The sequence below is a fragment of the Rhodococcus sp. W8901 genome, from assembly GCF_013348805.1.
Taxonomy (GTDB): Bacteria; Actinomycetota; Actinomycetes; order Mycobacteriales; family Mycobacteriaceae; genus Prescottella.
In genome coordinates this window covers 4,640,494-4,666,025 of the sequence record NZ_CP054690.1, presented here as the reverse complement: position 1 = coordinate 4,666,025, position 25,532 = coordinate 4,640,494, and the positions used below count along the sequence as shown (strand labels likewise).

Annotated in this window: 22 protein-coding genes and 1 pseudogene; 11 read left to right on the top strand and 12 right to left on the bottom strand. The window is 67.7% G+C overall.

What is annotated here, in order from left to right; all coding sequences use genetic code 11:
- Positions 1–56 precede the first annotated feature (56 nt).
- The 3 genes from aceA to metE all read left to right on the top strand — a co-directional run bounded on the left by aceA (position 57) and on the right by metE (position 4,737).
- Entirely contained in the window at positions 57–1,346 is a 1,290-nt protein-coding gene (gene aceA, locus HUN07_RS21825) for an isocitrate lyase (protein ID WP_114718956.1), read from the top strand.
- Positions 1,347–1,436: 90 nt separating this feature from the next.
- The gene (locus HUN07_RS21820) at positions 1,437–2,333 is read left to right on the top strand and encodes a 3-hydroxybutyryl-CoA dehydrogenase (RefSeq protein ID WP_114718647.1); all 897 of its coding nucleotides are present in this window, start codon (positions 1,437–1,439) and stop codon (positions 2,331–2,333) included.
- A 115-nt stretch (positions 2,334–2,448) separates the two neighbouring features.
- A complete protein-coding gene (gene metE, locus HUN07_RS21815; RefSeq protein WP_114718648.1) occupies positions 2,449–4,737 on the top strand; it encodes a 5-methyltetrahydropteroyltriglutamate--homocysteine S-methyltransferase in 2,289 nt (762 codons plus the stop codon).
- A gap of 84 nt (positions 4,738–4,821) precedes the next feature.
- Here the strand turns inward: metE and HUN07_RS21810 are convergent, their stop codons facing one another.
- Positions 4,822–6,354 (bottom strand): endoglycoceramidase I, encoded by a 1,533-nt coding sequence (locus tag HUN07_RS21810; protein WP_174912697.1) that lies wholly within the window; start codon positions 6,352–6,354, stop codon positions 4,822–4,824.
- Positions 6,355–6,551: 197 nt separating this feature from the next.
- Between HUN07_RS21810 and HUN07_RS21805 the strand changes: the two genes are divergently transcribed.
- Both HUN07_RS21805 and HUN07_RS21800 read left to right on the top strand, forming a co-directional pair.
- Positions 6,552–7,592 carry an NAD(P)-dependent alcohol dehydrogenase gene (locus HUN07_RS21805; protein WP_302675464.1) on the top strand — a complete coding sequence of 347 codons (1,041 nt, stop codon included), beginning with the start codon at positions 6,552–6,554 and terminating at the stop codon, positions 7,590–7,592.
- A gap of 86 nt (positions 7,593–7,678) precedes the next feature.
- A complete protein-coding gene (locus HUN07_RS21800; protein WP_114718651.1) occupies positions 7,679–7,900 on the top strand; it encodes a hypothetical protein in 222 nt (73 codons plus the stop codon).
- Between the two features lie 7 nt (positions 7,901–7,907).
- Here HUN07_RS21800 and HUN07_RS21795 read toward each other — a convergent pair whose 3' ends face one another.
- From HUN07_RS21795 to HUN07_RS21750, 10 genes and pseudogenes are all read right to left on the bottom strand, one after another.
- Positions 7,908–8,771, bottom strand: coding sequence for a polyphosphate kinase 2 family protein (locus tag HUN07_RS21795; protein WP_174914949.1), 864 nt, complete (start codon positions 8,769–8,771; stop codon positions 7,908–7,910).
- Positions 8,772–8,806: 35 nt separating this feature from the next.
- Positions 8,807–9,367 (bottom strand): histidine phosphatase family protein, encoded by a 561-nt coding sequence (locus tag HUN07_RS21790; RefSeq protein ID WP_174912692.1) that lies wholly within the window; start codon positions 9,365–9,367, stop codon positions 8,807–8,809.
- Positions 9,364–10,470, bottom strand: a complete 1,107-nt coding sequence (locus tag HUN07_RS21785; RefSeq protein WP_174912689.1) for an ABC transporter ATP-binding protein — start codon at positions 10,468–10,470, stop codon at positions 9,364–9,366. The genes HUN07_RS21790 and HUN07_RS21785 overlap by 4 nt, the downstream gene beginning before the upstream one ends.
- 32 nt (positions 10,471–10,502) lie before the next feature.
- A complete protein-coding gene (locus tag HUN07_RS21780; protein ID WP_174912686.1) occupies positions 10,503–12,167 on the bottom strand; it encodes an ABC transporter permease in 1,665 nt (554 codons plus the stop codon).
- Positions 12,151–13,178, bottom strand: a pseudogene (locus HUN07_RS21775) (ABC transporter substrate-binding protein). The gene HUN07_RS21780 and the pseudogene HUN07_RS21775 overlap by 17 nt, the downstream one beginning before the upstream one ends.
- Positions 13,175–14,722 (bottom strand): tyrosine-protein phosphatase, encoded by a 1,548-nt coding sequence (locus HUN07_RS27310; protein ID WP_302675463.1) that lies wholly within the window; start codon positions 14,720–14,722, stop codon positions 13,175–13,177. The pseudogene HUN07_RS21775 and the gene HUN07_RS27310 overlap by 4 nt, the downstream one beginning before the upstream one ends.
- A 143-nt stretch (positions 14,723–14,865) precedes the next feature.
- On the bottom strand, positions 14,866–15,726 hold the full coding sequence (locus tag HUN07_RS21765; RefSeq protein ID WP_217487154.1) for a MurR/RpiR family transcriptional regulator: 861 nt from the start codon (positions 15,724–15,726) through the stop codon (positions 14,866–14,868).
- A gap of 131 nt (positions 15,727–15,857) precedes the next feature.
- A complete protein-coding gene (locus HUN07_RS21760) occupies positions 15,858–17,231 on the bottom strand; it encodes an ABC1 kinase family protein (RefSeq protein ID WP_114718657.1) in 1,374 nt (457 codons plus the stop codon).
- Between the two features lie 77 nt (positions 17,232–17,308).
- Positions 17,309–17,662 (bottom strand): DUF4873 domain-containing protein, encoded by a 354-nt coding sequence (locus HUN07_RS21755; RefSeq protein ID WP_114718658.1) that lies wholly within the window; start codon positions 17,660–17,662, stop codon positions 17,309–17,311.
- A gap of 41 nt (positions 17,663–17,703) precedes the next feature.
- Positions 17,704–18,450 (bottom strand): TetR/AcrR family transcriptional regulator, encoded by a 747-nt coding sequence (locus HUN07_RS21750; RefSeq protein ID WP_114718659.1) that lies wholly within the window; start codon positions 18,448–18,450, stop codon positions 17,704–17,706.
- A 234-nt stretch (positions 18,451–18,684) separates the two neighbouring features.
- Here HUN07_RS21750 and HUN07_RS21745 point away from each other — a divergent pair, with 234 nt between their 5' ends.
- The 3 genes from HUN07_RS21745 to HUN07_RS21735 all read left to right on the top strand — a co-directional run bounded on the left by HUN07_RS21745 (position 18,685) and on the right by HUN07_RS21735 (position 21,355).
- Positions 18,685–19,896 carry a DUF445 domain-containing protein gene (locus tag HUN07_RS21745; protein WP_174914948.1) on the top strand — a complete coding sequence of 404 codons (1,212 nt, stop codon included), beginning with the start codon at positions 18,685–18,687 and terminating at the stop codon, positions 19,894–19,896.
- 105 nt (positions 19,897–20,001) lie between these two features.
- The gene (locus tag HUN07_RS21740) at positions 20,002–20,484 is read left to right on the top strand and encodes a helix-turn-helix domain-containing protein (protein ID WP_254622631.1); all 483 of its coding nucleotides are present in this window, start codon (positions 20,002–20,004) and stop codon (positions 20,482–20,484) included.
- Positions 20,477–21,355: a heparin-binding hemagglutinin gene (locus tag HUN07_RS21735; RefSeq protein ID WP_114718660.1), complete on the top strand. Its 879-nt coding sequence runs from the start codon at positions 20,477–20,479 to the stop codon at positions 21,353–21,355. Before HUN07_RS21740 ends, HUN07_RS21735 begins: the two co-directional genes overlap by 8 nt.
- 81 nt (positions 21,356–21,436) lie before the next feature.
- On the opposite strand, the gene HUN07_RS21730 is transcribed toward HUN07_RS21735, so the two are convergent.
- Positions 21,437–22,834 (bottom strand): flavin-containing monooxygenase, encoded by a 1,398-nt coding sequence (locus HUN07_RS21730; protein ID WP_174912680.1) that lies wholly within the window; start codon positions 22,832–22,834, stop codon positions 21,437–21,439.
- A 155-nt stretch (positions 22,835–22,989) separates the two neighbouring features.
- Between HUN07_RS21730 and HUN07_RS21725 the strand changes: the two genes are divergently transcribed.
- From HUN07_RS21725 to HUN07_RS21715, 3 genes are all read left to right on the top strand, one after another.
- Positions 22,990–23,283, top strand: a complete 294-nt coding sequence (locus HUN07_RS21725; RefSeq protein ID WP_114718662.1) for a DUF2516 family protein — start codon at positions 22,990–22,992, stop codon at positions 23,281–23,283.
- Between the two features lie 180 nt (positions 23,284–23,463).
- Complete coding sequence (locus HUN07_RS21720; protein WP_174912678.1) at positions 23,464–24,399, top strand: AurF N-oxygenase family protein; 936 nt, start codon at positions 23,464–23,466, stop codon at positions 24,397–24,399.
- Positions 24,400–24,524: 125 nt separating this feature from the next.
- Positions 24,525–25,517 (top strand): IS481 family transposase, encoded by a 993-nt coding sequence (locus tag HUN07_RS21715; RefSeq protein ID WP_174912675.1) that lies wholly within the window; start codon positions 24,525–24,527, stop codon positions 25,515–25,517.
- The last annotated feature ends 15 nt before the right edge of the window (positions 25,518–25,532 follow it).

Below are 25,532 nucleotides of genomic sequence, written 5' to 3'. Positions count from 1 at the left end.
ATGTGAAGCAGTACATCCGTACCGGGCAAAGCAGCAGAGAAGAAGTGGAGCTTTCGATGTCGACGACCGGTACTCCGAAGACCGCCGAGCAGATCCAGCAGGACTGGGACACCAACCCGCGCTGGAAGGGCGTCACCCGCAACTACACCGCGGAGCAGGTCGTCAAGCTCCAGGGCACCGTGGTCGAAGAGGCCACCCTCGCCCGCCGCGGCTCCGAGATCCTCTGGGATCTCGTGAACAACGAGGACTACATCAACTCGCTGGGCGCCCTCACCGGCAACCAGGCGGTCCAGCAGGTCCGTGCGGGCCTCAAGGCCATCTACCTCTCCGGGTGGCAGGTCGCCGGCGACGCGAACCTCTCCGGCCACACCTACCCGGACCAGAGCCTGTACCCGGCCAACTCCGTGCCGCAGGTCGTCCGCCGCATCAACAACGCGCTGCTGCGCGCCGACGAGATCGCCAAGGTCGAGGGTGACACCTCGGTCGACAACTGGCTCGCTCCGATCGTCGCGGACGGCGAGGCCGGCTTCGGTGGCGCGCTCAACGTCTACGAGCTGCAGAAGGCCATGATCGCGGCCGGTGTCGCCGGTTCGCACTGGGAGGACCAGCTCGCGTCGGAGAAGAAGTGCGGCCACCTCGGTGGCAAGGTGCTCATCCCCACCCAGCAGCACATCCGCACCCTGACCTCGGCTCGTCTCGCGGCCGACGTCGCCGACGTCCCGACGGTCGTCATCGCCCGCACCGACGCCGAGGCCGCCACGCTGCTGACCTCCGACGTCGACGAGCGTGACCGCGAGTTCCTCGACGGCACCCGCACGGCCGAGGGCTTCTACGGCGTCAAGAACGGCATCGAGCCCTGCATCGCTCGCGCCAAGGCCTACGCCCCGTACTCCGACCTCATCTGGATGGAGACCGGTGTGCCGGACCTCGAGGTCGCGAAGAAGTTCGCCGAGGCCGTCCGCAGCGAGTTCCCGGACCAGCTGCTCGCCTACAACTGCTCGCCGTCTTTCAACTGGAAGGCGCACCTGGACGACTCGACCATCGCGAAGTTCCAGAAGGAGCTCGGCGCGATGGGCTTCAAGTTCCAGTTCATCACGCTGGCCGGCTTCCACTCGCTCAACTACGGCATGTTCGACCTGGCTCACGGCTACGCCCGCGAGGGCATGACCGCCTTCGTCGACCTGCAGGAGCGCGAGTTCAAGGCTGCCGAGGAGCGCGGCTTCACCGCCATCAAGCACCAGCGTGAGGTCGGCGCCGGCTACTTCGACAGCATCGCCACCACGGTCGACCCGAACACCTCCACGGCTGCCCTGAAGGGCTCCACCGAAGAGGGCCAGTTCCACTAGGCCCTCGCCCCGAGGGAGGGATCGGCGGGGTGTCCTCCACGCTGATCCCTCCCGAGGGACCCGACCTCCACTATCCGAAAAGGAGCTGACGTGACCAGCGAAAAGATTCAGCGCGTCGGCGTGATCGGCGCCGGCATCATGGGTTCCGGAATCGCCGAGGTGTGCGCCCGTGCACACGTCGACGTGCTGGTGTTCGAGCAGACCCGCGAACTCGCGGCGGCAGGACGCTCGCGCATCCTGCGCTCGCTCGATCGCGGAGTGAGCAGTGGCAAGATCACCGAGCGGGAGCGGGAGCAGGCCGCCTGGCGGCTGCGCTTCACCTCCGATCTCGGCGACTTCGCCGACCGGCAGCTCGTAGTGGAGGCCGTCGTCGAGGACGAGAAGATCAAGAGTGAGATCTTCACCGAACTCGACTCGATCGTGACGGACCCGGACGCGGTGCTCGCGTCGAACACGTCGTCCATCCCGATCATGAAGCTGGGTATCGCCACCAAGGCGCCGGAGCGTGTGATCGGCATGCACTTCTTCAACCCGGTGCCCGTCCTTCCGCTCGTCGAGCTGGTCACCACGCTCAAGACCAGCCCCGCGGTGTCGGAGCGAGCGGAGGCGTTCGCGAGTGAGCTGCTCGGCAAGCAGGTCGTGCGTTCGGCGGACCGTTCCGGTTTCGTCGTCAACGCCCTGCTGGTGCCGTACCTGCTCTCCGCGATCCGCATGGTGGAGTCCGGCTTCGCCACCAAGGAAGACGTCGACAAGGCGATGGTGCTCGGATGTGCGCACCCGATGGGTCCGCTCGCGCTGACCGATCTGGTGGGACTTGACACCGTCAAGTCGATCGCCGACTCGATGTACGAGGAGTTCAAGGAGCCGCTGTACTCGGCCCCGCCACTGCTGCTGCGGATGGTCGAGGCAGGGCTCGTCGGCAAGAAGTCGGGTGCCGGCTTCTACGAATACGCCGACAACGGCCGTGTCACCAAAAAGGCAAGCTAGACAGCACTTTACGGCAACACCAGCCCGCTCCTCGGCGCCCGTGCGCCTTCTCCGCACTCTCGGCAGCGGAAAAGGCGTACGGGCGCAAGGTGCTTGAAGGGAAAGGTCGATCCGCATGTCCGCCGCAAACACCGCCGGGTACGGATCCAGCGTCCTCGGATACCCCCGCATCGGGCCCCGTCGCGAGCTCAAGCGGGCCCTCGAGGCCTACTGGCACGGGACCGGCACCAAGGCCGAACTCGTCTCCGTCGCACAGGAACTGCAGGAGCAGACGTGGAGCGAGCTGGCCGCCACCGGGCTGACGCAGGTTCCCGGCAACACGTTCTCGTACTACGACCACGTGCTCGACAACGCGCTGCTGTTCGGTGCGGTCCCGGAGCGTTTCGCCCCGCTGCAGGGTGAGCTCGACCCACTCGACTTCTACTTCACGATGGCTCGCGGCCGGCCCGACTTCCCGCCGCTCGAGCTGGTGCGCTTCTTCGGCACCAACTACCACTACCGTCAGCCCGAGCTGGACGAGCGCACCACCTTCGAACTGCATTCGGAGACGCTGTTCGACGAGTTCGAGCGGGCCAAGGCGCTCGGTATCGAGCTGCGACCGGTGGTTCTCGGGCCGATCTCGCTGCTGCTGCTGTCGAAGATCGCACCCGGATCCACCCAGGAGGGGTTCACGACCCTCGATCTGCTCGATCAGCTCCTGCCGCAGTACGAGAAGCTGTTCGCGCAGCTCGCCAAGGCCGGTGCCACGTGCATCCAGCTCGACGAGCCGTGCTTCACCGAGGACCGGTCCCCCGAGGAGTTGGCAGCGCTCGGCCGCACGTACGAGACGCTCGCACACGCCCCGCTGCGTCCGCGCATCCTCGTCACCGGACCGTACGGACACCTCGGCGACGCGCTGCCGATCCTGGCCGCCACCCCCGTCGAGGCGCTCGGCCTGGACCTGATCAACGGCCGCATCACCGCCGAGGAACTCGCGAAGATCCCCGGCATCAGGCGCAAGCGGATCTACGCCGGCATCGTCGACGGCCGCAACGTGTGGCGCGTCGACCGGTTCAACACCCTGACCTACCTCAACCAGATCAAGGACGTCGTCCCGGATCTGGTCGTGTCGACGTCGTGCTCGCTGCTGCACGTCCCGTACGACGTGCTCATGGAGTACGACATGCCCGGTGACGTCGCCGACCGCCTCGCCTTCGCGAAGCAGAAGGTCGGCGAGGTGGTCTCGCTCGCGAAGGCGCTCACCGAGGGTCCGTCGGACCGTTGGCGCAAGAAGCCGACCTCGGTGCACTTCAAGCAGAAGCACGACGTCCGGGCGCGGGTCAATGCGATCACGTCCGCGCACCGCGTCCGCGCACCATACGAGGAGCGTCGCGTCGCGCAGCAGGCCCGGCTGAACCTGCCGTCGGTGCCCGCGACCACACTGGGCTCGTTCCCGCAGACCGATGCGATCCGTCAGGCCCGCTACGACCTGGGCCAGGGGCGTCTCGGCTGGGACGAGTACTACAAGCGCATCCAGGACGAGATCGCCCGCACCATCGCGTTGCAGGAGGACATCGGCCTGGACGTGTTCGTGCACGGCGAGCACGAGCGCAACGACATGATCCAGTACTTCGCGGAGTTGCTCGACGGCTACGCGTTCACCCACAACGGCTGGGTGCAGGCGTACGGTTCGCGGTGCACGCGCCCGCCGGTGCTGTACGGCGACGTCCGGCGGCCCGAGCCGATGACGGTGGAGTGGATCTCGTACGCGCAGTCGCTCACCGACAAGCCGGTCAAGGGCATGCTCACCGGTCCGGTCACGATGCTGGCGCGCTCGTTCGTGCGCCAGGACCAGCCGCTGCACGAGACCGCGGACCAGTTGGCGCTCGCGATCCGGGACGAGATCGCCGACCTCGAGGCCGCGGGCATCGCGATCATCCAGGTCGACGAGCCGGCCATCCGGGAACTGTTGCCGCTGCGGGAAACCGGGCGCAAGGAGTACCTGGACTGGGCGGTCGACGCGTTCCGTCTCGCGACGGGCGGTGCCAAGCCGGAAACGCAGATCCACACGCACCTGACGTACTCGGGCCAGCGGTCGGTGGTCGACGCGATCGAGCGACTCGACGCCGACGTCACCGCGATCGTCGCGACGCGTTCGATCGGCTGGGTACTCGACGCGATCAAGGAGAAGGCGCTCACGCACGGCGTCGGACCCGGTGTGTACGAGAGCCGTTCGGCGCGGATCCCCGACATCGACGAACTCGACGCCCTGCTCACCGAGGCCGCCGAATCGGTGGACCTCGACCGGCTGTGGGCGAACCCCGACGGCGGGCTCAAGACCCGCCACTACTGGCAGCTCGAGCCGTCGCTGCGCAACCTGGTTGCGGCGGCCCGGCGCTTGCGGCGGCGTGCCGCGCAGGGGTAGGCGCGCCGATCGAGCAGTGCACCGGGACCGGACCGTCTGCGGGTCCGGTCCCGGTGCGCTGTCTTCTCTGCGGTGACGCTGCGGCTAGGACCCGGCGCTGCTGGATGACCCGGCGCTGCCGGATGACCCGGAACTACCGAGTGACCCGGTGCTGCCCGACGATCCCGTGCTGATCGGCCCGTCCGGCACCTCGGCCCCCGGCGACCCGGGCCGGTGGACCTTCACGGTCACCGGTCCACTGCCGTCGGCGGCGACGGTGACGATGCGGGCACCGGCCGCGGACGTCACGTGTCCGCCGTCCACCTGCACCTCGTAGCCGTCGGGGTAGTGCAGGTCGGAGACGTAGATCTCGGTGGGCCGCGTCGCCACCCGCGGCGTGTACCGGTAGGCGAAGTCGCCGTTGTCGGCGTCGAAGATCATCCGACCGGGATCGCCCGCCGTGGCCTGCGGGTAGGTCCGAACGAGCTGCCGGCCGACGTCGCCGAGGAACGGGTCGGTGACGTTGTTCGACCCGAAATGCCAGTACTGCCAGCCGATGAAGCGTTCGTCGGCGCGCGCGAGGGTGTTCCGGAGGACGGTCGCGTCGCCGTCGCCGAACTCGGTGACCACGGTCGGGATGTCGGCGCGCGCAGTGATCGCGTCGATGTGGGACCACGTGAGGTCCTGTTGTGGGACGCAGAGGCTGCGCAGGGCCTCGGGCAGCCCGAGATAGATGGCAAGTTGGCTGGGGATGCAGTAGTCGTGCGGCGCGAAGACCGTGTCGGGGCCGGCGACAGCTGGTGTCACAGGCGGGTTGAACAGATTCGACGGCATCATCTGGTTCCACGTGACGTTCGGCTCCCAGTACACGGGGATCGTCGGATTCTCGGCGCGGACGGCATCCGTCAGCTTCTGCATCGCGCCCTGGTACTTGCGGTCGAAGTCGGGGCACCCGTTGGGGAAGCAGGTCAGGAACGGCGAGCCGGGCCAGGGTTCGTTCATGAGTTCTATGCCCATCACGCCCGGTTTGCCCTCCACTCGCGCGGCCAGTGCGCCGAGCGCGGTGCCGAGATAGTCGAGCGCGCCGTGCGTGTTGTTCCAGACCTCGTCCCAGCCGGCATTCATGCTCGGCATCACGTAGTACAGCGGGAAGCCGGGATTCGGTTCCCATGCCTCCGGCCGCGACTCGATCGCCCACGCGGGGAATCCGTTGCCGCCCCACGGCTTCGAGAGCCCGTCCTGATGATTGTCGAGCAGAACGTGGATGCCGCGCGCGGTGAGTGCGTCGACCACTCCGGTGATCCGGTCGAGGTAGGCGTCGTCGATCTGCCCCCGGGCGGGCATGAGCGCGTCGAATGAGGTCCCGAGCCTTACCGTGTTGAAGCCGTGCTCGACGAGCATGTCCACGTCTCGGGACGTGAGGGTCTCACCCGGCGGCAGGTACGGGGCATCCTTGTCGACGTTGTTGACACCGTGCAGCAGCACCGTCCGGCCGTAGCCGTCGACGAGTTGCGTCCCCTCGGCGTGCAATGCGGTCGCGGGCGTGGACGGTGGTTGCGCGGCGGCCGTGCCGCCCGTGGTGAGGAAGAGCGCGGACGCCGCGATGACCGCTGCGAACGCTGAGCCAGGTTTACACATTCGATCCCTCGGTTCACGTTGGGTGAGAAACTCTCGGGCAAGATGTGGACAACTGTTCAGTTGTGGCGATGCTAGAGCGGCGGAAGTCGCGTGCGGGGCGTTTCGGTGGAATTGGTCCCGGGGTATCGGCGCAGGTCAGTGGATTTCCGGCGGCGCCCGATGTGTGTCACTCCCCGATGACGGGTAGGCATGTACGCATGCTTACCGTCTCCGCCTACGCCGCGAACTCTGCCGACGCGCCCCTCGAGAAGACCACCATCGAACGTCGTGACGTCGGTCCGCACGACGTCCTCATCGAGATCAAGTACGCGGGTATCTGTCACTCGGACATCCACACCGCGCGCAACGAGTGGGGTGCGACCAGCTATCCCGTCGTGCCGGGCCACGAGATCGCCGGCATCGTCACCGAGGTCGGATCCGAGGTGACCCGGCACGCCGTCGGTGACCGCGTCGGCGTCGGCTGCTTCGTCGACTCGTGCCGCGCCTGCGCCAGCTGTAAGGCCGGTGAGGAGCAGTACTGCGAGAACGGCGTCGTCGACACCTACAACACCGTCGGTCGTGACGGAAAGCGCACGGCCGGTGGATATTCCACGCACGTCGTCGTGAACGAAGAGTTCGTTCTGTCGATCCCCGACGGCCTCGCGCTCGATGTCGCGGCACCGCTGCTGTGCGCCGGCATCACGCTGTACTCGCCGCTCGCCCACTGGGGTGCCGGCCCGGGTAAGAAGGTCGCGATCGTCGGCCTGGGCGGTCTCGGCCACATCGGCGTCAAGATCGCGCACGCGATGGGCGCCGAGGTGACCGTGCTCAGTCAGTCGCTGAGCAAGAAGGACGACGGCGTGCGCTTCGGCGCCGACCACTACTACGCGACCGCGGAGAAGGAGACCTTCAAGACGCTGCGCGGCCGGTTCGACCTGATCCTCAACACCGTGTCGGTGAACCTCGACATGGACCGGTACCTGTCGATGCTCGCGGTCGACGGCACCCTCGTCGAGCTGGGGCTGCCCGAGAATCCGATCAGCGTCCGCGGATTCTCGCTGCTCAAGAACCGGCGCAGCCTCGCGGGCTCGCTCGTCGGCGGCATCCCGCAGACTCAGGAGATGCTCGACTTCTGCGCCGCGCACGGCATCGGTGCGGAGATCGAGGTGATCCCGGCCGAGAAGATCAACGAGGCCTACGACCGCGTCGTCGCCAGCGATGTGCGATACCGGTTCGTGATCGACGCGGCCACTTTCTGATATTTGCCGTACCTGTTGCCCCTCCTCGATGCGGCGTAGTTTCGTGTCACAGACCTCGAAGCCCGACATCGAGGAGGGAGCATCAGATGACTCTGAACGACTTCGCAGGGTGGGCCGGATACGCACTGGCCCTGGTCGGCATCGCCACGCTCGGACTGTTCCTCGTTGCCGCAGGCGGCGGATTCGCGGGATGGGCCCTGATCGCCGGGCTGGTCAGCTTCCTGTGCCTGGCCGGATCGGCATTGATCTTCGGCGGGGTCACCCACCACGACCACAAGGTGCACCACAGCACGCCGCACATGCTGTAGACGGTCGTCAGGAGCGCGCCAGGCGCTCCTTCTCGACGTCGATGTCGAACTCTGCCTCGGGCCAGTCCAGGTCGAGCCGGGACAGTGCGTCGATCAACAGTTCCGTCACCGCAATTCTGCTGTACCACTTGCGATCACACGGCACGACGTACCACGGTGCGTACTCGGTGGACGTCTTGTCCAGCAGCGCCTGATACGCCTGCTGGTACTGCGGCCACAGCGCACGCTCGGTGACGTCGCCCGGGTTGTACTTCCAGTACTTGTCGCGACGCTCCAGGCGCTCGGCGAGTCGCGCCTTCTGCTCGTCGAGCGAGACGAACATCGCGACCTTCACCAACGTCGTGCCGCTGTAGACCAGTTCGCGCTCGAACTGGTTGATCTCGTCGTAGCGTCCGCGCCACACCTCCGGTGGCACGAGGTCGTGGACACGAACCACCAGGACGTCCTCGTAGTGGGACCGGTCGAACACCCCCAACTGGCCGCCGCGGGGGAGGGCCTTGTTGATCCGCCACAGGTAGTGGTGGCGCTTCTCCTCCGGCGTCGGCACCCCGAACGCGGCATGGTCGACGCCCTGCGGATCGACATGGCCGATGACGTGCCGGACCATGCCGCCCTTGCCCGCGGTGTCCATGCCCTGCAGGATCAGCAGCACCGAACGCTTGTCTCCCAAGCGGCCGTTGGCGTACAGCTTCTCCTGCAGCGCCGACAGCGCCGCGCCGCGTTCCTCGAGCATCCGCTCGCCGTCGGCCTTGTTGCCGGTGAAGCCCGGGGTGGTCTTGGCGTCGATCTTCGCGACCTTCGTGTGCGGTCCGGCGCGAAGCGCCTCGGCCGCCGGTGTGGTCCACAGTGCGCTCTGCGAGTCCGCTCCCATGAATCCGAACTGTGCCACAGGCAGGGGTGTGCGGCTCACGCTTCGACGAGGTTGATCTCGCGCACGGCCCATCGGCCCTCGGTGTGGGCCAGGGTGGTCACCGAACCGTTGAGGATCCGCGGTGCCGGGGCCGGCATCAGGGCGGTGAGCGTCGCACGGATGAGCGCGCCGTGCGCAACGACGATCACCGGCTCGCCCCGCTGCGTGCGCGCGATCGCGTCGAGCGCGGACAGGCCTCGGGCGGTGAGCGACTCCGTCGACTCCTGGCCGGGGAACACGCCGTCCGGCCACGCTCTCAGCGCCTGCTCCCGGGTGAGGCCCTCGGCGAGACCGTAGGTTCGCTCGACGAGGAGTTCGCTCGTTTCGGCCCGTCCCAGCCCGAGTTCGAGCCCGATGATCGCGGCGGTCTCGGCCGCCCGGCGCAGGGGCGACGCGAGTATCGCGCCCCAACCGTCGGCGCCGAGCACGCGCGCGGCGGAGCGTGCCTGCTGCCGGCCGACATCGTCGAGTGGGACATTGCTCGACCCCTGCAGTCTGTCGGTGCGGTTCCAGTCCGTGCGGCCGTGCCGCACCAGCGCGACGGCGGTGCCGCTCATCCCGAGACCTTCAGAGCGTCGGCGCACGACATGTCGGTGGGGCGCTCGCCGTCGACCTCCGACGGTGCCGGGTAGAACAACGCGCGTCGTACCGCGAGCGACACCCGATCGCCCACCGCCGGCCGGATACCCCGGACCGAGCAACGGAAGTCCTTGCCGTGCTGGGTGACGATGACATCGGAGCTGTCCCGCCCGAACAGTGAGGACATCACGATGCCCGCGCCGTCCGTGGTTGCGGGGGTGAGATCGATGTCGCCGGGTAGGACGGCAAGGGTGCCGCGCCCGGGAGTTGTGGGCCCGAGTCTGGTGAGATCCACCCGGAACGGGAACTCGTCGGCGTCGAAGCATCCGTCGCCGACCCGTCCGTCGACGAGGTTGGCGTCGGACAGGAAACGCGCGACGAACGTCGAGGCCGGCTGCGAGACCAACTCCTCGGGTGTCCCGACCTGCGCGATGGCGCCACCGTCGAGGACGACGACTCGATCGGCGAGCGCCAGGGCCTCGGCGCGGTCGTGGGTCACGTGCACGACCGTGAGCGAGGCCGCCCGGGTCAGGGTCCGCAGCTCCAGTCGAAGGCGGTCCCGCAGCGGCTCGTCCAGCGCCGACAGTGCCTCGTCGAGCAGCAGGGCGTGAGGCTCGGACGCCAGCGCCCGCGCGAGTGCCACCCGCTGCCGCTGTCCACCGGAAAGTGTTGCCGGATTACGATTCTCGTATCCGGAGAGTCCCACCATGTCCAGCACGCCCGCCACCTTCCGGGACCGGTCGGACCGCGGCACGCCGGCCATCTCGAGAGGGTAGGAGACGTTGCGGCCGACGCTGCGGTGCGGCCAGATCGCGTGCTGCTGGAAGACCATGCCCAGCCCACGTCCTTCCGGGGGCACCGAACGACCGGCGCCGGCGACGACCTGCGAACCCAATCGCACCGTGCCTGCAGTGGGACGGAGGAATCCGGCGATCGTCCGCAACAGCGTGGTCTTTCCGGAGCCGGACGGCCCGACCAGCGCGACGAACTCGCCGTCCTCGACGTCGAGGTCGACGCCGCGCAGTCCTACGGTGCCGTTCGGGTACGCCAGTTCGACGCCCTTCAGTGAGATCGCGGACATGGTTGTGGGGCCTCCGTTTTCGTCGGTCGGGGTCAGTGGGAATGGCGGGTGGACGCCGCGATACCGAGGGCCGCGGTACCGACGGCCACCACGATCAGGGACAGCGCGGACGCGGCGTTGTAGTCGCCGGCCTGCTGCAGGTTGAAGATCGACACTCCGAGTGTCTGGGTTCCTGGCGCGACGAGCAGGACCGACATGGTGAGTTCACGGACCGCGGTCAACGCCACCAGGACGCCACCGGTCATCGCGGCCGGCACCGCCATCTTCCACGGCACGTCGTGCAGCGCCCGCACCTGGGATGCCCCCGAGATCCGGGCGGCCTCCTCCAGCGCGGTGGGGGTCGACGTCAACGGCCCCCGGACCGCCTGGACCACGATCGCGACGAACGCTGTCACGTAGGCGCACAGGATCACCCAGACGGTGTCGAAGAGGCCGGTGTAGCGGGCGATGATCAGCCAGCCGACCGCGATGACGAGTCCCGGCATAGCCTGCGGCAGCATCACGACGAGGTCGAGGCCGACGTTGCTCCGGTTGCGGGTCCGCGTCGTGAGCACTCCGACGGCCAGTCCGGCGACCGCGCACACGACACCCGCTCCCACTGCCAGCATCACCGAGTTCTGCACCCCTACCAACGTTCCCGGCGCGGTGACGGCGTTGACGAGGTTGTCGATCGTGAGGTTGTCCCAGGTCAGTGGGACTCCCGGTGCGGGCAGGAGGGCCTGGGTCGCGAGCGCCGCGATCGGCAGCAGTGTCAGGGCGAGGCCCGCCACCCACACGGCGACGGTGGTCGGGATCCGGGCGGCGCCCAACGGCAGCAACTGTCCCTCGGTCACGGGGCCGTCGAGCTGTTGCGCGCGCCGCGAGAGCAGGCGGTCGATGCAGACGGCAGCGGCGGCGAGCACGAGCAGCGCGATCCCGATGGTCGACACCACCTCGAGGGGACTGTCGACGGTGCCGGACTGGATGTAGCGGTACACCATCGTCGAGAGGGTGACATAGCGCTCGGGCAGGCCGACGAGGGCCGGGATGCCGAAATCGGCCAGGTTCGACACGGCGGTGAGGGTGAACGCCGCGAGAAGCGCGGGGCGGAGCAACGGCAGCGTCACCGTGAGCGCTGCCCGCCACGGCGAGGCGCCGGCGATGCGGGCGGCCTGCTCGAGGTCGCCCGGCACCTTGCGCAGCGCCGCGGAAATGATCAGGTAGGCCATGGGATACGAGTGCACGGTCAGCAGGAACACCACCCCGTCGCCGCCGTAGATGTTCCACAGCGGACCACCGAACGCACCGGTCCACAACTTGTTGATCGTGCCACTGGGCCCGAACAGGCCGGTCCACGCGATCGCACCCACGAAGGGAGGAATGAGCAACGGGCTCAACAGGATCAGGCGCAGCACCCGGCGGCCGGGCAGGTCCGTGCGATCCAGCGACAGTGCCATCGCCGTCGCGACCAGCACGGCGAGCACCGCAGAGAGGCCGGCGGAAACGACACTGTTGCGGGCCGCGGTGACGATGCCGCCGTCGACGAGTTCACCGACGTGGTTGCCGCCGAGACCGAGAGCGACGACAGCGACGAGCGGCGCAACGATGAGGGCGCCCGCGAACAGCCACAGGACTATCCGCGGTACCGTCGTCGAATCGAACCGTTGCCCGGGACGGGTCCGGGCAACGGCATTGGTCGAACTACTTGACGAGGGCATTGAACTTCTTGACGGCGTCGGCCTGGATCTCGGTGATCTGCTGCAGGTTCGGGGTCAGCAGCGTGAGGCTGTCCAGGCTCGGAGCGTTCGCGGGCGTGCCGACGTCACCGCGGACCGGCAGGTACTGCTGGGAGACGGCGAGTTCCTGGCCCTTCTTGCCGACCAGGAAGTCCACGAACTTTTCGCCGCGGCCGCGTTGTCGGAGTCCTTGAAGATGCCGGCCGGCTGCGTGATGTACGGGACACCGTCGGTGGGGTAGGACACAGCGATGGGGGAGCCCTTCGCCGCGAGTTCACGCACCAGGTAGTCGACGACGACACCGATCGGTTGGGTGCCGGCCGCGACGGCCTGAGCCACCGGGCCGTTGCTCTCGGCCACCACCGGATCGTTGGCGGTGAGGCCCTCGATCCAGGCCTCGCCGAGGGAGTCGGTGCTCATCCAGACCGCGGTGTTGAACGCCGCGGCTCCCGAGACGTCCGGATTGGGGAGAGTGATCTTGCCGGCGTACTGCGGATCGGCCAGCTCCTTCCACGAGGTGGGTGGGGCGGACACCGCACCGGTGTTGTACGCGATCACCGTCGGAATGATGCGGGTACCCACGTAGAAGCCGTCGGGATCGACGACGTTCGGGTCGAGCGACGACGCGTCCGCCGGTGTGTACTGCAGCAGAAGGTCGTCCTTCTTGAACCCCTCGAAGGTGGGGGCGTCGGCGGCGAGGAGCACGTCCGCGCCGATCTTGCCGGTGGCGCGTTCGGACGAGATCCGGGCGTTCAGGTCGCCCGTCCCGGCGCGGTAGATCTGGACGTCGATGCCCGGGTTCTCCTCTTCGAACGCCGCGGCGATCGCGTCGATCTTGGCCTGAGGCTCGGAAGTGTAGACAGTGAGCGATCCACTGCCCGAACCGGACTCGGACGGCGCGGCGGCGGGCGCCTCGGGCTCCGAGCAGGCGGCGACGGAGGCGACGGTCGCACCGAGGGCGACGCCGGCGAGAACTTTACGAAGACGGGTCATTTCGAACTCCTGATCGGCTGTTTCTGGAACGGTGGGTCGTAGGGCAGTGCAGCGGGAACGGGGCGACGGCGACGCTCGGGGACGACGGTCGTTCCGGGTGCGGCCCGGAACAGCACGTCCGGGTCGGTCAGGGGAATCGGCACGCAACTCGAACCCTGGTCGTCGAGACGCAGAACCGAGAACGACGGCGAGTCCAGGCCGACCACCGTGCCTGCGCTGGCGCCGGTGTCCTGCAGGTAGGCCAGGGAACCTCCCACCCAGACCGGGATGTCGCCGAGGGCCCCGCTCATCGGGTGGTGGAAGTGCCCGGCGAGGATCACCCGGACGTCGGTGCCGCGCAGGGCGCATGCGAGTCGCTCGGGTGCGGCGAGTTCGCGGCCCACGAGCGCGGCCGCGGCGGCCCGGATCGGGGGATGGTGCATCGCGAGGACCGTCCCCGCGGCAGTGGGTTCAGCGAGAGTGGCGACGAGCCAGTCGATCTCGCTGTCCGGAAGCGACCCGGTGCTGGTGTCGAGACCCACGATTCGATATCCGCGGGCCTCGACGACGCGGTCGGCGCCGAACGTGGCTGCGAACAGATCGGGGTGATCGTGGTTTCCGGGTACCGGCAGGACCGGGCAGCCGAGTCGTGCGCGCATGTCCTCGACGGCCTCGGCCAGTCGTGGATAGGCGTCGAATTCTCCTGACTGACAGAGATCTCCGGTGATCACGACCGCGTCGGGCCGAAGAGCCGAGCCCAGGACGGTGTCCGTCACCTGCCGGAGACGGTCGGTGCCGTCGACGCGCCGGTACAGCGCACCGCTCGCGGTCGCGTGTACGTCGGAGACGTGGAGCACGGTCAGCCGTTGCCCGCCGCACAGGCGATCCCGCAGCGCCGCGAGATCGGTGTCCGTGAAGCCGTGGGCGCGCAGGTAGTCGTCCACCGAGCCGTACACGTCGCGGAGTTCGGCCAGCGCGCGTTCGAGTGCGGGGGCAGGTGACTCGAGATGCAGTTCCAGGCTCTGCTGCCGTTCGTGCTCGTCGAGTTCCCGCTGCGCCAGCAACTGCCGCGCGGCCTTCTCGCGGTGCGGACGAACCTGGTTGCCGGACAACGCGTAATCGGCGAGGACGTCCGCCTCAGGTGAGCCGACCGCGGTGAGAGCGACGGCCACCACCAGACCGGTGCGATCCTTGCCGGCCGTGCAGTGGACCAGAACTGGCCCGGGTGACTGGGCGATCGCCCGCAGCGCGTCGACGATCCGGTGACCGCGGTCGTGGAGAAGTCCGCGATACACCGAATCGATGTCCCCGTGCGACGGGGCGCCGAACGCCGGGTCGTACAACGGGATCCCGACGACGTTCCAGGACCGTGCGGTCGAGCTCGGGTTCTTCTCGGATTCGTCACGCAGATCCACGACGGTGCGGATGCCCGTCGACAGCAGGGCGTCCACGCCGGCCGGCTCGAGTCGGTCGAGCGCTGCGGAGCGGAAAAGCCTGCCGGATCCCACCGGGCCGCAAGCGGCGTCGCGCACGTTGTACGTGCCCGGCGCATCGATCGGAATCAATGTCCACCCTTCCTCTTCCATCGCTCCAACAGGTTTGGAACGACGTTTCACGGAAGGTGATGTTGGTCGGCGGGGCTGAACGCTCGACGCGCGTCGTGCGACGAGACGGAGTCGGCTCGATTAACAATGGGCCGCGGCCCCCGTCACGCCGACGGCAGATCTTCGCTCAGTGCGTCGGCGACCACCTCACGCGCCGCGGAGTCCAGTGGCCTCGACTCGGGGTGGCACAGGATCGCGCGGTGCAGCGCGTACAGGATGACGGACTGGCTGATCCGGCTGGCGAACGAATCGGCGTCGTTCTCGCGCAGACCGGCTCCGGCCCATAGGACGGGGTCGGCGAGACGTGTCAAGGGGGAATGCGCGTAGCTGGTCACCGCGATCACCGTCGCGCCGCGGTCGGCTGCCGCCGTGCAGGCCCGCAGCGTGTGCGTGTTCGCGCCGGAGTAGCTCACCGCGAGGCAGGTGTCACCGGCCGCGAGGAGTCGAGCCGAGAACTGTTGGGCCAGAATGTCGACGGGTGCCTCGACACTGCGACCCGCGGTGACGAAGCGCAGTGCCGCGTCCTGGATGGGAGGGGAGGAGAACCCGTTTCCGAGCATGAGAACCCGGTCGGCGCGAATCAGCGACGTGACGGCCCGGTCGAAGGCGTCGCCGTCGACGTTCGCGCGAGTTGCCACCAGAGCGTCGCTCGCCGCCGAGAAGGCCTCGTCCAACGGTGTCGACGGAGTCCCCGACTCGCTGGACGACACCCGCGCCAGTTCGAGGCGCAGGTGCTGGAATCCGCGGAACCCCAGACGCTGACACCCGCGGATCACCGTCGCCGGCGACGTCCCCGACAGCGCGGCCAACTCGGCTGTCGACATGTCCACCACGGCCTGCGGTCGGGACAGGATCGCCCGGGCCACGAGTTGCTCGCGCGGGCCGAGGGTCGTCAGACCTGCCCGGATCCGTGCGAGGGTGGGACTCTGCGGCGTCTCCACGCCACCCGACATGTGTTGCAGCATTGGGCCTCCCGTGTGTCCGGCTGCGAGCGACTGGTCACGCTAGTGGACGCCGTGGGGCCGCGGAGCAGCGGTGGACGGACTTCACCGGAAGGCAATCTTCCGTTCGTGCTACGTTCGTCCGCCGGGACGCGTCAGAGGGTGAGTCTCCACTGCTCCTCGGCCGCACCGAGTTCGGTGGCCGCCGGATCGTCGTACACCCACTCCCGGCCGATGCGGTGCCAGTTGGCGCTCGCGTCGAGTTGGCCCAGAACCCCGAACGTGAGGAAATCGGCCCGCCTCGAGAACAGATGCTCGGGAGGCAGGCTCTGGGTCTTCATGCCCGAGAACTCCGACGCGCGCGGGTCGATCGCCAGCAGGAAGCCCGTGCTCGCCATTTCCGGGGTGATCGCGATGTCGGCGTCCACCAGGTTCCATTCCGCAGCGGCGTAGACGTAGTCGAGGCACTCGTCCGGCGTCACCTCCGCCGCAGGAGAGATGACACCGCGCTGCACCATCAGCGCGTGCAGGTCGTCCTTGCGGCCCTCGGTCGCCGCGCGCAGGCAGCTCTTCTCGAACTCGACGTGCTCGGCGTCCATGCTGTTGAACAGTCCGAAGTCCACGAACCCCACACGGCCGTCGTCCCCGAGCAGCACGTTTCCGGGATGCGGGTCTCCGCAGAACTCGTGATAGCGGTACAGCGAACCGATGTAGAAGCGAAAGATGATCTCGCCGATCCGGTTTCGCTCCCGCTGGGGGAGTTCGCGGATGCCGGCGAAACCGGTGCCGCCGAAGAACTCGCTCACCAGCACGCGGTGGGTGCTCAGCTCCGGAACGCTGTCCGGGACCGCGATGAAGGGGTGGTTCGCGTACAACTGCGCGATCTTGCGCTGGGTGAGTGCCTCGCGCTCGTAGTCCAGCTCGCCCTCGAAATTGAGGCGCAACTCGTTCAGCAGCGCGGGCGTCGACAACGTCGGAACCGTCGACTTCCAGATCTTGAGGAACATCGTGAGGTTCTTCATGTCGGCGCGGATCGCGGCGTCGATGCCCGGGTACTGCACCTTGACCGCGACGTCGCGGCCGTCGTGCAGCCGGGCCCGGTAGACCTGACCGATCGACGCGGCGGCCACGGCCTCGGGGTCGAACTCCGCGAAGACGTCGCCGAGGGGGCGTCCGTAGTCGGCCTCGATCACATCGCGCATCGTCTCGAACGACGTCGTCGGCGCCTGATCCCGCAGTGCCGCGAGCTTGCGCTGGAACTCCTCCCGGTGCTCCTCGGGAACGAGGTCGAGATCGAGGATCGACAGCATCTGGCCCAGCTTCATCGCCACGCCCTTCATGCTCCCGAGGACCGTGACGAGCTGGTCGGCGGCGGCGATCGCGGACTTCTCCGCCAGGCGCGCGCGGACCTCCTCGGACCGGCCGACCATCGACACCCGGGTGCCGGCGCTACGGATGGCGCGACCGGCGGCGACCTGGCCTAACTTCGAGCCCCGCACGAGGCGGGACGTGGGAACCTTGTCGGCCAACGAAGACCTCCGGATGCGAGAAGCGACGGCGGAAGGGGTGCCTCGGCGGGTGCTGTGCCTGCGTGCAACAGGTCACACTAGAGCAGCCCCTCGGTGTCCTCCATGACGGGGAAAGGGGGCCGGGTCAGCCCGTCGACCATGTGGCTGCCCCACAGGTCCAGGTCGCTGACCGCGGCCACGCCGGTGCCCTCCGCGGTGCCGATCGTCAATTCCGTCCCGGCGGGCACGGCGACGTCGCCACCGAGCGCGGCCGTCAGTTCGCGGACGCGCCCGCGCCACACGAACCGACCGCTGATGGGCTCGAAGTTGCCCGAGAGTTCGACGTCGACGATGACGGGACGATGCCCGCCGACGGTGACCTGGGCGGGGCCCCGGTAGCCGGCCGGTTCGTCGTCGTGGTGCTCGTCGCGCGGGTCGGTGAAGTCGGTCACACCGCCAGAATACTTGTTACCGGCGGTAACACAAGATCTGATCAGTCGGTCTGGTCCGGCTTCTCGCGTAGCGGATGCGGCACCGACTTGAACCGCGCCGGCGACCCGTTGGACGCCGCGATGCCCGCGATGCCGCCCCACGTCATCATCACCAGGTAGTCGATGAGGTCGTCCGTCGACATCGACTTGTTCGAGATCCACCAGTGCGTCGCCAGCTGGACCGCACCCACCACGCCGTACGCCCACGGCACGGATCCGCCGGAGTCCATGTCCATGCTCCGCAGCCGCTCGCCGAGCACCGTCGCGAGCAGCTCCGCGATCATCCGCTCGGAGTCGGCGACCACATCGCGATTGGGCCCCGAGCTGTTGGCCATCACGTACAGATAGACGTCCGGGTCCGCCGCGACCGTCTCGACGTAGGCCGAGATCGCGACACGAGTGAGGTCGTACTCGTCGAGATCCTCGCCGATCGCCTCGTACATGCGCGGCGCGAGAATCGTCTCGACGTATCGCATCATGGTCGCGCTGGTGAGGTCGTTCTTGTCGGTGAAGTAGCGGTACAGCACCGTCTTGGAGACGCCGATCTCCGACGCGATGTCGTCCATGCCGATGTCGCGGCCCCGGGAGCGGATGGCCGCGATCGTGCCGTCCACGAGTTCCTCGCGGCGCGCGATCTTGTGTTCGCGCCAACGACGCTTGCGCCCGTCGGGCTTCTCGCTCTTGCCGGTCGTCTCGGACTCGGTTGTCTGTAGATCTGCGGTTTGCTTCGGCACTGGGTTTCGCCACATCCGTTCGGGGTTGATCCAGAAGGTCAGCTTAATGTGCCGACAGGTAGGAGTGACGTCTATCTCCGCGGTGTGATCACGGATTTCGGCACAATGACGAGTGTGCAGCCCGTGCAGCCCGTGCAGTCGCCCCCGGCCCCGCTTCCGTCCGAGAAGCGGCCGCGGCCGGTGCCGTCATCCGCGTCCACGTTCGCCGGCGTCTTCGACGACGACGCCAAACGTCGCGACCTCCGGAAGATGAAGGCGATCGCGACCGGATTCCTGGTGTTCGCGACCGTCGTCTACCTCTTCTGCCGATGGCAGGAGTCCCGCGGTGCGGGCGCGTGGGTCGGGTACGTCAGGGCGGCGTCCGAGGCCGGTATGGTCGGCGCGCTCGCCGACTGGTTCGCGGTGACCGCGCTGTTCCGGCATCCGCTGGGGCTGAAGATCCCGCACACCGCGATCATCAAACGGAAGAAGGATCAGCTGGGGGAGAGCCTCAGCAACTTCGTCGGCGACAACTTCCTGGCCCCCGAGGTGGTGTCGGCGAAGGTCGAGAACGCGCAGATCCCACTGCGGGTCGGCACGTGGATGGCCGAGCCCGCGCACGCACAGCGCGTCGCGGCCGAAACCGCGACCCTGCTGCGCGGCGTGGTCGAGGTCCTCAACGACGACGACGTCACCGCGATCATCGACAACACCATCGTCCGACGGATCGCCGAGCCCGACTGGGGGCCGCCGATCGGCAAGGTCCTCGCCGAGCTGCTGCGCGAGAACCGGCAGATGCCGCTGCTGGACCTGCTGGCCGAGCGCGCGCACCAGTGGGCGTTGAACAGCCAGGAGACGATCGACCGCATCATCAGCCGGGATTCGCCGTCGTGGTCGCCCAAGTTCGTCGACGCGATGCTCGGCGAGAAGATCTACCGCGAGCTCGTCGAGTTCACGTGGAAGGTCCGGTCCAACCCCGAACACGAGGTGCGGCTGGCGGCCAACCGCTTCCTGATCGACTTCGCGGACGACCTCCAGAACGACCCGGCCACGATCGCGAAGGCCGAGTCGATCAAGGCCGAGATCATGGGCCGCGAGGAGATCACCGGACTCGCCGCCGCGACATGGCGGGTCACCAAGCGGCTCATCATGGAATCCGTCGACGACCCCGACAGCACGCTGCGCCGCAAGGTCGCCGAGAACGTCGCGAGCCTGGGTGAGCGCCTCCGGGACGACGCCACGCTGCGCGCCAAGGTCGACGGCTGGTTGCTCTCCGGCACCCGGTACGTCGCCGAGAACTACACCGACGAGATCACCGCGATCATCACCGAGACCGTGCAGCGGTGGGATGCCGAGGAGGCGAGCCGCAAGATCGAGCTGCAGGTCGGTCGGGATCTGCAGTTCATCCGCATCAACGGCACCGTGGTCGGTGCCCTCGCGGGCCTGGCGATCTACACGATCTCGCAGCTCATGTTCGGCTGATCGGGGCCGCTCTCCGGCACACCTCGAGGCAAGTGCTAGCAAAGTGCTTGCAATTGTTAGCACCCTGTTCTACCGTGGGGTTTGCGCACAGAACAGGGAGTACTGATGGCCGACGAGCCCGACGACATGAGTGGTGCCGCGCGAGTCGTGAGCAACGCTGCTCAGGACATCGGCAGCTTCATCCGTTCACAGCGGGAAGCGGCGCAGGTGTCCTTACGTCAGCTCGCACAACTCGCCGGCGTCAGCAATCCCTATCTGAGTCAGATCGAACGCGGACTGCGAAAGCCGTCCGCCGACGTCCTCGCTCAGATCGCGAAGGGTTTGCGGGTGTCGTCCGAGGTCCTGTACATGCAGGCCGGATTCCTCGAACAACGCCCACACAGCCCGGTCCGGGACGCGCTACTGGCCGACGGTGCCATCACCGAGCGGCAGAAGCAGGTGCTCCTCGAGATCTACGAGTCGTTCTGTCGCGAGAACGACCCGAAACAGTCCGAATCCGCCGATCAGGCTCCGGGGGGTGTGGCCGACTCGGACGACGAAGAGCACGAGATCGCAGATCCACTCGACAGGAGATCCGAGAATGACTGATCCGAAGATCATCGAAAACGTGAAGACCCCGTTCTACGCCGCCGTCGGTACCGGTGACCTCGTGGTCCAGGCCGTCGCCGACGTCGTGTCCCAGGTGCGCTCGCGCGCCGAGAACACCAACACCGACATGTCCGAGCGCATCGAGGAGGCCCGCGAGCGCTGGGCCAACCTGCCCGGCGAGGTGTCCGAGGGCGTCGAGCAGCTGCGCGAGCGGCTCGCCGCGCTGCCGTCCGAGCTGCCCGAGGAGCTCGCCGAGCTGCGCGAGCGCTTCACCGCCGACGAGCTGCGCAAGGTCGCCGAGGCGTACCTGAAGGTGGCGTCCGACCTGTACGTCTCTCTGGCCGAGCGCGGCGAGGAGACTGTCGACCGCATCCGCAAGCAGCCGGCCGTCGAGGAGCAGCTGGGGCGCGCCGAGGCCGTCTTCGGCGACGCCGTCGAACTGACCGAGGAAGCACTCGGCACCGTGGCTCGTCAGACCCGCGAACTCGGAGAGCAGGCCGCCAAGCTCGCCGGTCGCGCGGCCGGCCGCATCAGCGACGCCGCCGACGAGGCTGCCGTGGTGCTGTCGGAGACCAGCGACAGCGTCGCGGAACGCCTGTCCGAGACCGGCGACTCGGTCGCCAGCCGCGTCGTGGGCGCCGGTGAGCGTGCGGAGGCCACGTCGGAGGCTGCCGCCGGGCGGGTCGAGGCCGCAGCACCGAAGGCCACCCCGGCTCCCGCGAAGAAGGCCACGCCCGCACCCGCGGCGAAGAAGGCTGCGCCGGCCAAGGCTGCGGCTCCCAAGCCTGCCCCTGCCAAGACCACCCCGGCTGCCGCCGCGAAGAAGGCCCCGGCCGCCAAGAAGGCTCCGACGAAGAAGACCACGGACTGATATTTCTCCGGGGGTCGTCGCGCCCTCCGGACTCTCGCAACGAACCCGGGGCGCCTCTGTCGAGGCGCCCCGGGTTCGTCGTCAACGCAGGCCGAGGAGCGGGCGGGTGAGACGTTCGACCAGCGTCGGGTTCTTCTTCCGGGACCGGGCTTCCTTCAGCGCGCGCCGATAGCGCCAGAAATCGACCTGCATCGTGTGGCGCTCGGACCGGACGTATCGGTGCGCGAGCGCGGCCTGATCGGTAGCGATCCAGTCCCGCATCTCGGCGTCGGACGGGAGCTGCGAGGCTCCCGTGATCAGATCGCCCACCCAGTCCGACTGGAGCTCTACCAGCGAAATGTTCGATCCCACCGTCTGGATGAAGCCGATGAAGAACAGGCCGGGCCGATCCGGCGTCAGCACCCGTTGATACAGCGGCATCGAGTTTCCGGCGGGGTCGTACACGTCCGGGGCGAGGAACGGCAACGACACCCGGTAACCGGTCGCGTACACGACGACGTCGACGTGCTCGCGACTGCCGTCGACGAAACGAACGCTGTCGCCGTCGAGACGGTCGACGTCGGGCTTGATCGTGATGTCGCCGTGCCCGACCCGGTCGTACAGCTCCGAGGACACCGTGGGGTGCGCGCTCAGTAGCCGGTGGTCCGGCTTCGGGAGCCCGCGGTCCTGCGGCCGGCCGGTGCTGAGCCGGATGAGCATCTCGTAGAGCTTGCGTTCCACGGGAAAGGGGATGTACGCGAAGAGCGGGGACGTGAACTGGTCGATGGGCCGACCGAAGGCGTACTTCGGGATCACATGAACCCCGTGCCGCGTCGACAGGTACACGTTGCGGGCCACCCGCGACGCCTCGCACGAGATGTCCATCCCTGAGTTGCCGACGCCGACGACGAGGACGTCCCTGCCCTCGAACATCGACGGTTCCACGTACTCGTGCGCGTGCAGGGACCGGCCCGAGAACGAGCCGGCGAACTGCGGTTGCTTGGGCACACCGTGGTGTCCGGTCGCCACCGACACGGAGCGGTAGGTGCGGGTCCGACCGCCGTCGGTCGTGACCGCCCACCCCTGACGGCCAGGGAGTCCGTCACCGGGCAGCGGTTCGATCCGCGTCACCGGCGATCGGAACGTGATGCGCTCCACGAGTCCGTTGTCCTCGGCGAACTTCTGGAAGTACTGCGCCATCAGGGTGTGGTGCGGGAAGTCGGGCCAGTGCTCGGGCATCGGGTACGACGGGTACTGGGTCAGCGGCCGCGAACTGTTGAGGTGCAGGGTCTCGTACGCCGCTGAGTCGTCGTTGTCGTTGTCGATGCGCCACAGGCCGCCGACCATCGACCCCTTCTCGAACCAGTCGAATGTGATGCCTCGGTCGGCCATCGCCTTGCCTGCGGCCAGGCCCGCGGGACCCGCCCCGACGACGCAGGCGTCCGCGTCGAAGGTCTGTGCGGAGTTGTCGGTGGCCGCGCTGCGTGGAGTGGGTGCCATGACGCCTGCCGATCCTGTTGGTCGCGCCGGTACCCATCAGTGTGTCATGTGCCACAGCATCCGGCGGGCGCCTTCGTCATCGGCCGGCCGCCTCCCGCGATTTCGTACCTCACGGTGCGGGGGACGGCGCGGCGACGGCTCCGTAGAATGGAATCGTGACTATCGCTGGCGGTCTCATCGGTCTGATCCTGTTCGCGCTGAAGCTGGTTGCCTTGGCCGGGGCTGCCTTCGCGATTTTTCATGCGGCGCGGCAGCGCAAGGACGCGTTCACTGCGGTGGACAAGTTGAGCAAGCCGATCTGGCTCGGCATCCTGGTGGCCGCCCTGCTCGTGGTGTTCCTGTTCGGCCCAGTCAACATGCTCGGACTCATCGGAGTGGTCGCCATCTGCGTGTACCTCGTCGACGTCCGCCCGCGGGTCGACGACATCCAGCGTGGACCTCGCTGGTAGCCGTCCGCTCCCGCTCCAACCATCTGTTGACGATAAGTTACAGATAAACCTTGACAATGCTCATTGTGACAGTGTTATCGTCGATTCGTGCCCGGATGCGGGCGTGTCCCGCCTCTTTTCCCAGCGTATGACCTGCGTGAACGCGACGAGTGCGAACGCCGGCCCGAGCAGGAGTTGACGATGTCGATCACTCATCACCGGGAGTCCGCCGAAGCCTGGCAGTCTCGTCACATGCGGGTGGGGGATCGGCAGGACACCGCGGCGCGACTGCTCGCGTCGGCCGCGCGCAAGTCGTACGACCCGCTCGTCGAGGTCGACTGGCAAGCGCCCGTCCCCGAGGATCTCTACGGCATGACCCCCGAGTGGTGCAGCCTGTACGGCACCGAATTGTGGGAGCGGATGACCGAGGAGCAGCGGATCACCCTCACCCAGCACGAGGCGGCGAGCGTCGCCGGCACCGGGATCTGGTTCGAGATGATCCTCATGCAGATGCTGCTGCGTGACATCTACTCGCACGATCCGTCCACCCCGCACGTGCAGTTCGCGCTCAACGAGATCGCCGACGAGTGCCGCCACTCCACGATGTTCGCGCGCTCGGCGCAGCGTTTCGGTATCCCGTCGTACCGGCCGAAGCGGTGGATCCTCAACTCCGCCCGGCTGTTCAAGTCGACGGCCTCGGGATCACTCGCCTACGGCGGCACGCTGTTCGCCGAGGAGATCCTCGACATGATGCAGCGCGACTTCATGAAGGACGAGCGGGTGCAGCCGATCACGCGGACCGTGAGCAAGATTCATGTGCTCGAGGAGGCCCGGCACATCAAGTTCGCGCGCGAGGAGACCGTCCGACGAGTCAGGACGTTGTCGCGTCCCAAGCGCGCCTATCAGCGTCTGGTGCTGGGTGTCACCGCGTACTTCATCGTCACGTGCCTCGTGAACGAGCAGGTCTACGCGGCGGCCGGACTCGATGTCGACGAAGCCAAGCTGGCGGCGAGGAACAACGCGCACTACCACGAGATGATCCGCGAGGGTTCCCGCAAGACCGTCGAGTTCCTCGACGAGTGCGGGCTGATCGGCGGACCGTCGAAGGCGCTGCTGCGCCGGGCGCACGTCATCTAGTTGTACTGCCCAGGCAGGTTGGTTGAACGATTGCGACGACACGCTGTAGCCGGTCGTTGAACGAAGAAGGTCTCCTGTCGTGAAGTGGAGTTGCTTAGACACCCACTCACCGACAGGAGACCTTCGTGGTCCACGCTAACGCACCACTGACCCCACGCGGGCGACTGCTGCTCGCCCGCCGCATCGTCGACGAGGGCTGGCCCATCAGCACGGCCGCGGAACACTTCAACGTGTCCTGGCCGACCGCCAAGAGATGGGCGGGCCGCTATCAGGAGATGGGCGAGGCCGGCATGGTCGACCGATCCAGCCGGCCGCACCGGAGCCCGAATCGCACTCCGGAACCGACCAAACGCAAGATCGTCGATCTGCGGTGGCGACGCCGACTGTCCCCGCAAGCGATCGCGTCGCGGCTGGACATGCCGGCCTCGACCGTGCACGCCGTCCTGGTCCGCTGCCGACTCAATCGCCTGTCCCACATCGACATCCGCACCGGCGAAGTGATCCGCCGCTACGAACACCCGTATCCGGGTTCGATGATCCACGTCGACGTCAAGAAACTCGGCAACATCCCCAACGGTGGTGGCTGGCGCTACGTCGGGCGTCCACAGGGCTGGCAGAACCGCAAGACCACTCCCGGCACGAAACGCAGCCGCCATCGCGATGTCCTCCTCGGGCACGCATTCGTGCACACCGTGATCGACGACCATTCCCGCGTCGCTTACGCCGAGATCCACGACGACGAGACCGCCGCCACCGCGGTCGGAGTGCTACGACGGGCAGTGTCGTGGTTCGCCGCCCGCGGCGTCACGGTCGAACGGGTCCTGTCGGACAACGGCGGCTGCTACCGCTCGCACCTGTGGAAGCAGGCCTGCACCGAGCTCGCGGTCATCCACAAACGCACCCGCCCGTACCGGCCTCAAACCAACGGCAAGATCGAACGCTTCCACCGCACCATGGCCGCCGAATGGGCCTTCGCCCGCCACTACCAGTCAGAACAGGCCAGACGGGCAGCACTGCCGGGATGGTTGCACACCTACAATCACCACCGGCAGCACTCCGCCATCGGCAGGAACGTTCCCTTCAGCAGGTTGATCAACGTCCATGGGCAGTACATCTAGTGCCCACGCTCACCG

Bases quoted from the DNA above. Each gene is read 5' to 3' on its own strand.
- aceA (WP_114718956.1), top strand. From the start codon at position 57: ATGTCGACGACCGGTACTCCGAAGACCGCCGAGCAGATCCAGCAGGAC.
- metE (WP_114718648.1), top strand. From the start codon at position 2,449: ATGTCCGCCGCAAACACCGCCGGGTACGGATCCAGCGTCCTCGGATAC.
- HUN07_RS21810 (WP_174912697.1), bottom strand. From the start codon at position 6,354: ATGTGTAAACCTGGCTCAGCGTTCGCAGCGGTCATCGCGGCGTCCGCG.
- HUN07_RS21805 (WP_302675464.1), top strand. From the start codon at position 6,552: ATGCTTACCGTCTCCGCCTACGCCGCGAACTCTGCCGACGCGCCCCTC.
- HUN07_RS21800 (WP_114718651.1), top strand. From the start codon at position 7,679: ATGACTCTGAACGACTTCGCAGGGTGGGCCGGATACGCACTGGCCCTG.
- HUN07_RS21795 (WP_174914949.1), bottom strand. From the start codon at position 8,771: ATGGGAGCGGACTCGCAGAGCGCACTGTGGACCACACCGGCGGCCGAG.
- HUN07_RS21790 (WP_174912692.1), bottom strand. From the start codon at position 9,367: ATGAGCGGCACCGCCGTCGCGCTGGTGCGGCACGGCCGCACGGACTGG.
- HUN07_RS21785 (WP_174912689.1), bottom strand. From the start codon at position 10,470: ATGTCCGCGATCTCACTGAAGGGCGTCGAACTGGCGTACCCGAACGGC.
- HUN07_RS21780 (WP_174912686.1), bottom strand. From the start codon at position 12,167: ATGCCCTCGTCAAGTAGTTCGACCAATGCCGTTGCCCGGACCCGTCCC.
- HUN07_RS21765 (WP_217487154.1), bottom strand. From the start codon at position 15,726: ATGCTGCAACACATGTCGGGTGGCGTGGAGACGCCGCAGAGTCCCACC.
- HUN07_RS21750 (WP_114718659.1), bottom strand. From the start codon at position 18,450: ATGTGGCGAAACCCAGTGCCGAAGCAAACCGCAGATCTACAGACAACC.
- HUN07_RS21745 (WP_174914948.1), top strand. From the start codon at position 18,685: ATGAAGGCGATCGCGACCGGATTCCTGGTGTTCGCGACCGTCGTCTAC.
- HUN07_RS21740 (WP_254622631.1), top strand. From the start codon at position 20,002: ATGGCCGACGAGCCCGACGACATGAGTGGTGCCGCGCGAGTCGTGAGC.
- HUN07_RS21735 (WP_114718660.1), top strand. From the start codon at position 20,477: ATGACTGATCCGAAGATCATCGAAAACGTGAAGACCCCGTTCTACGCC.
- HUN07_RS21730 (WP_174912680.1), bottom strand. From the start codon at position 22,834: ATGGCACCCACTCCACGCAGCGCGGCCACCGACAACTCCGCACAGACC.
- HUN07_RS21720 (WP_174912678.1), top strand. From the start codon at position 23,464: ATGTCGATCACTCATCACCGGGAGTCCGCCGAAGCCTGGCAGTCTCGT.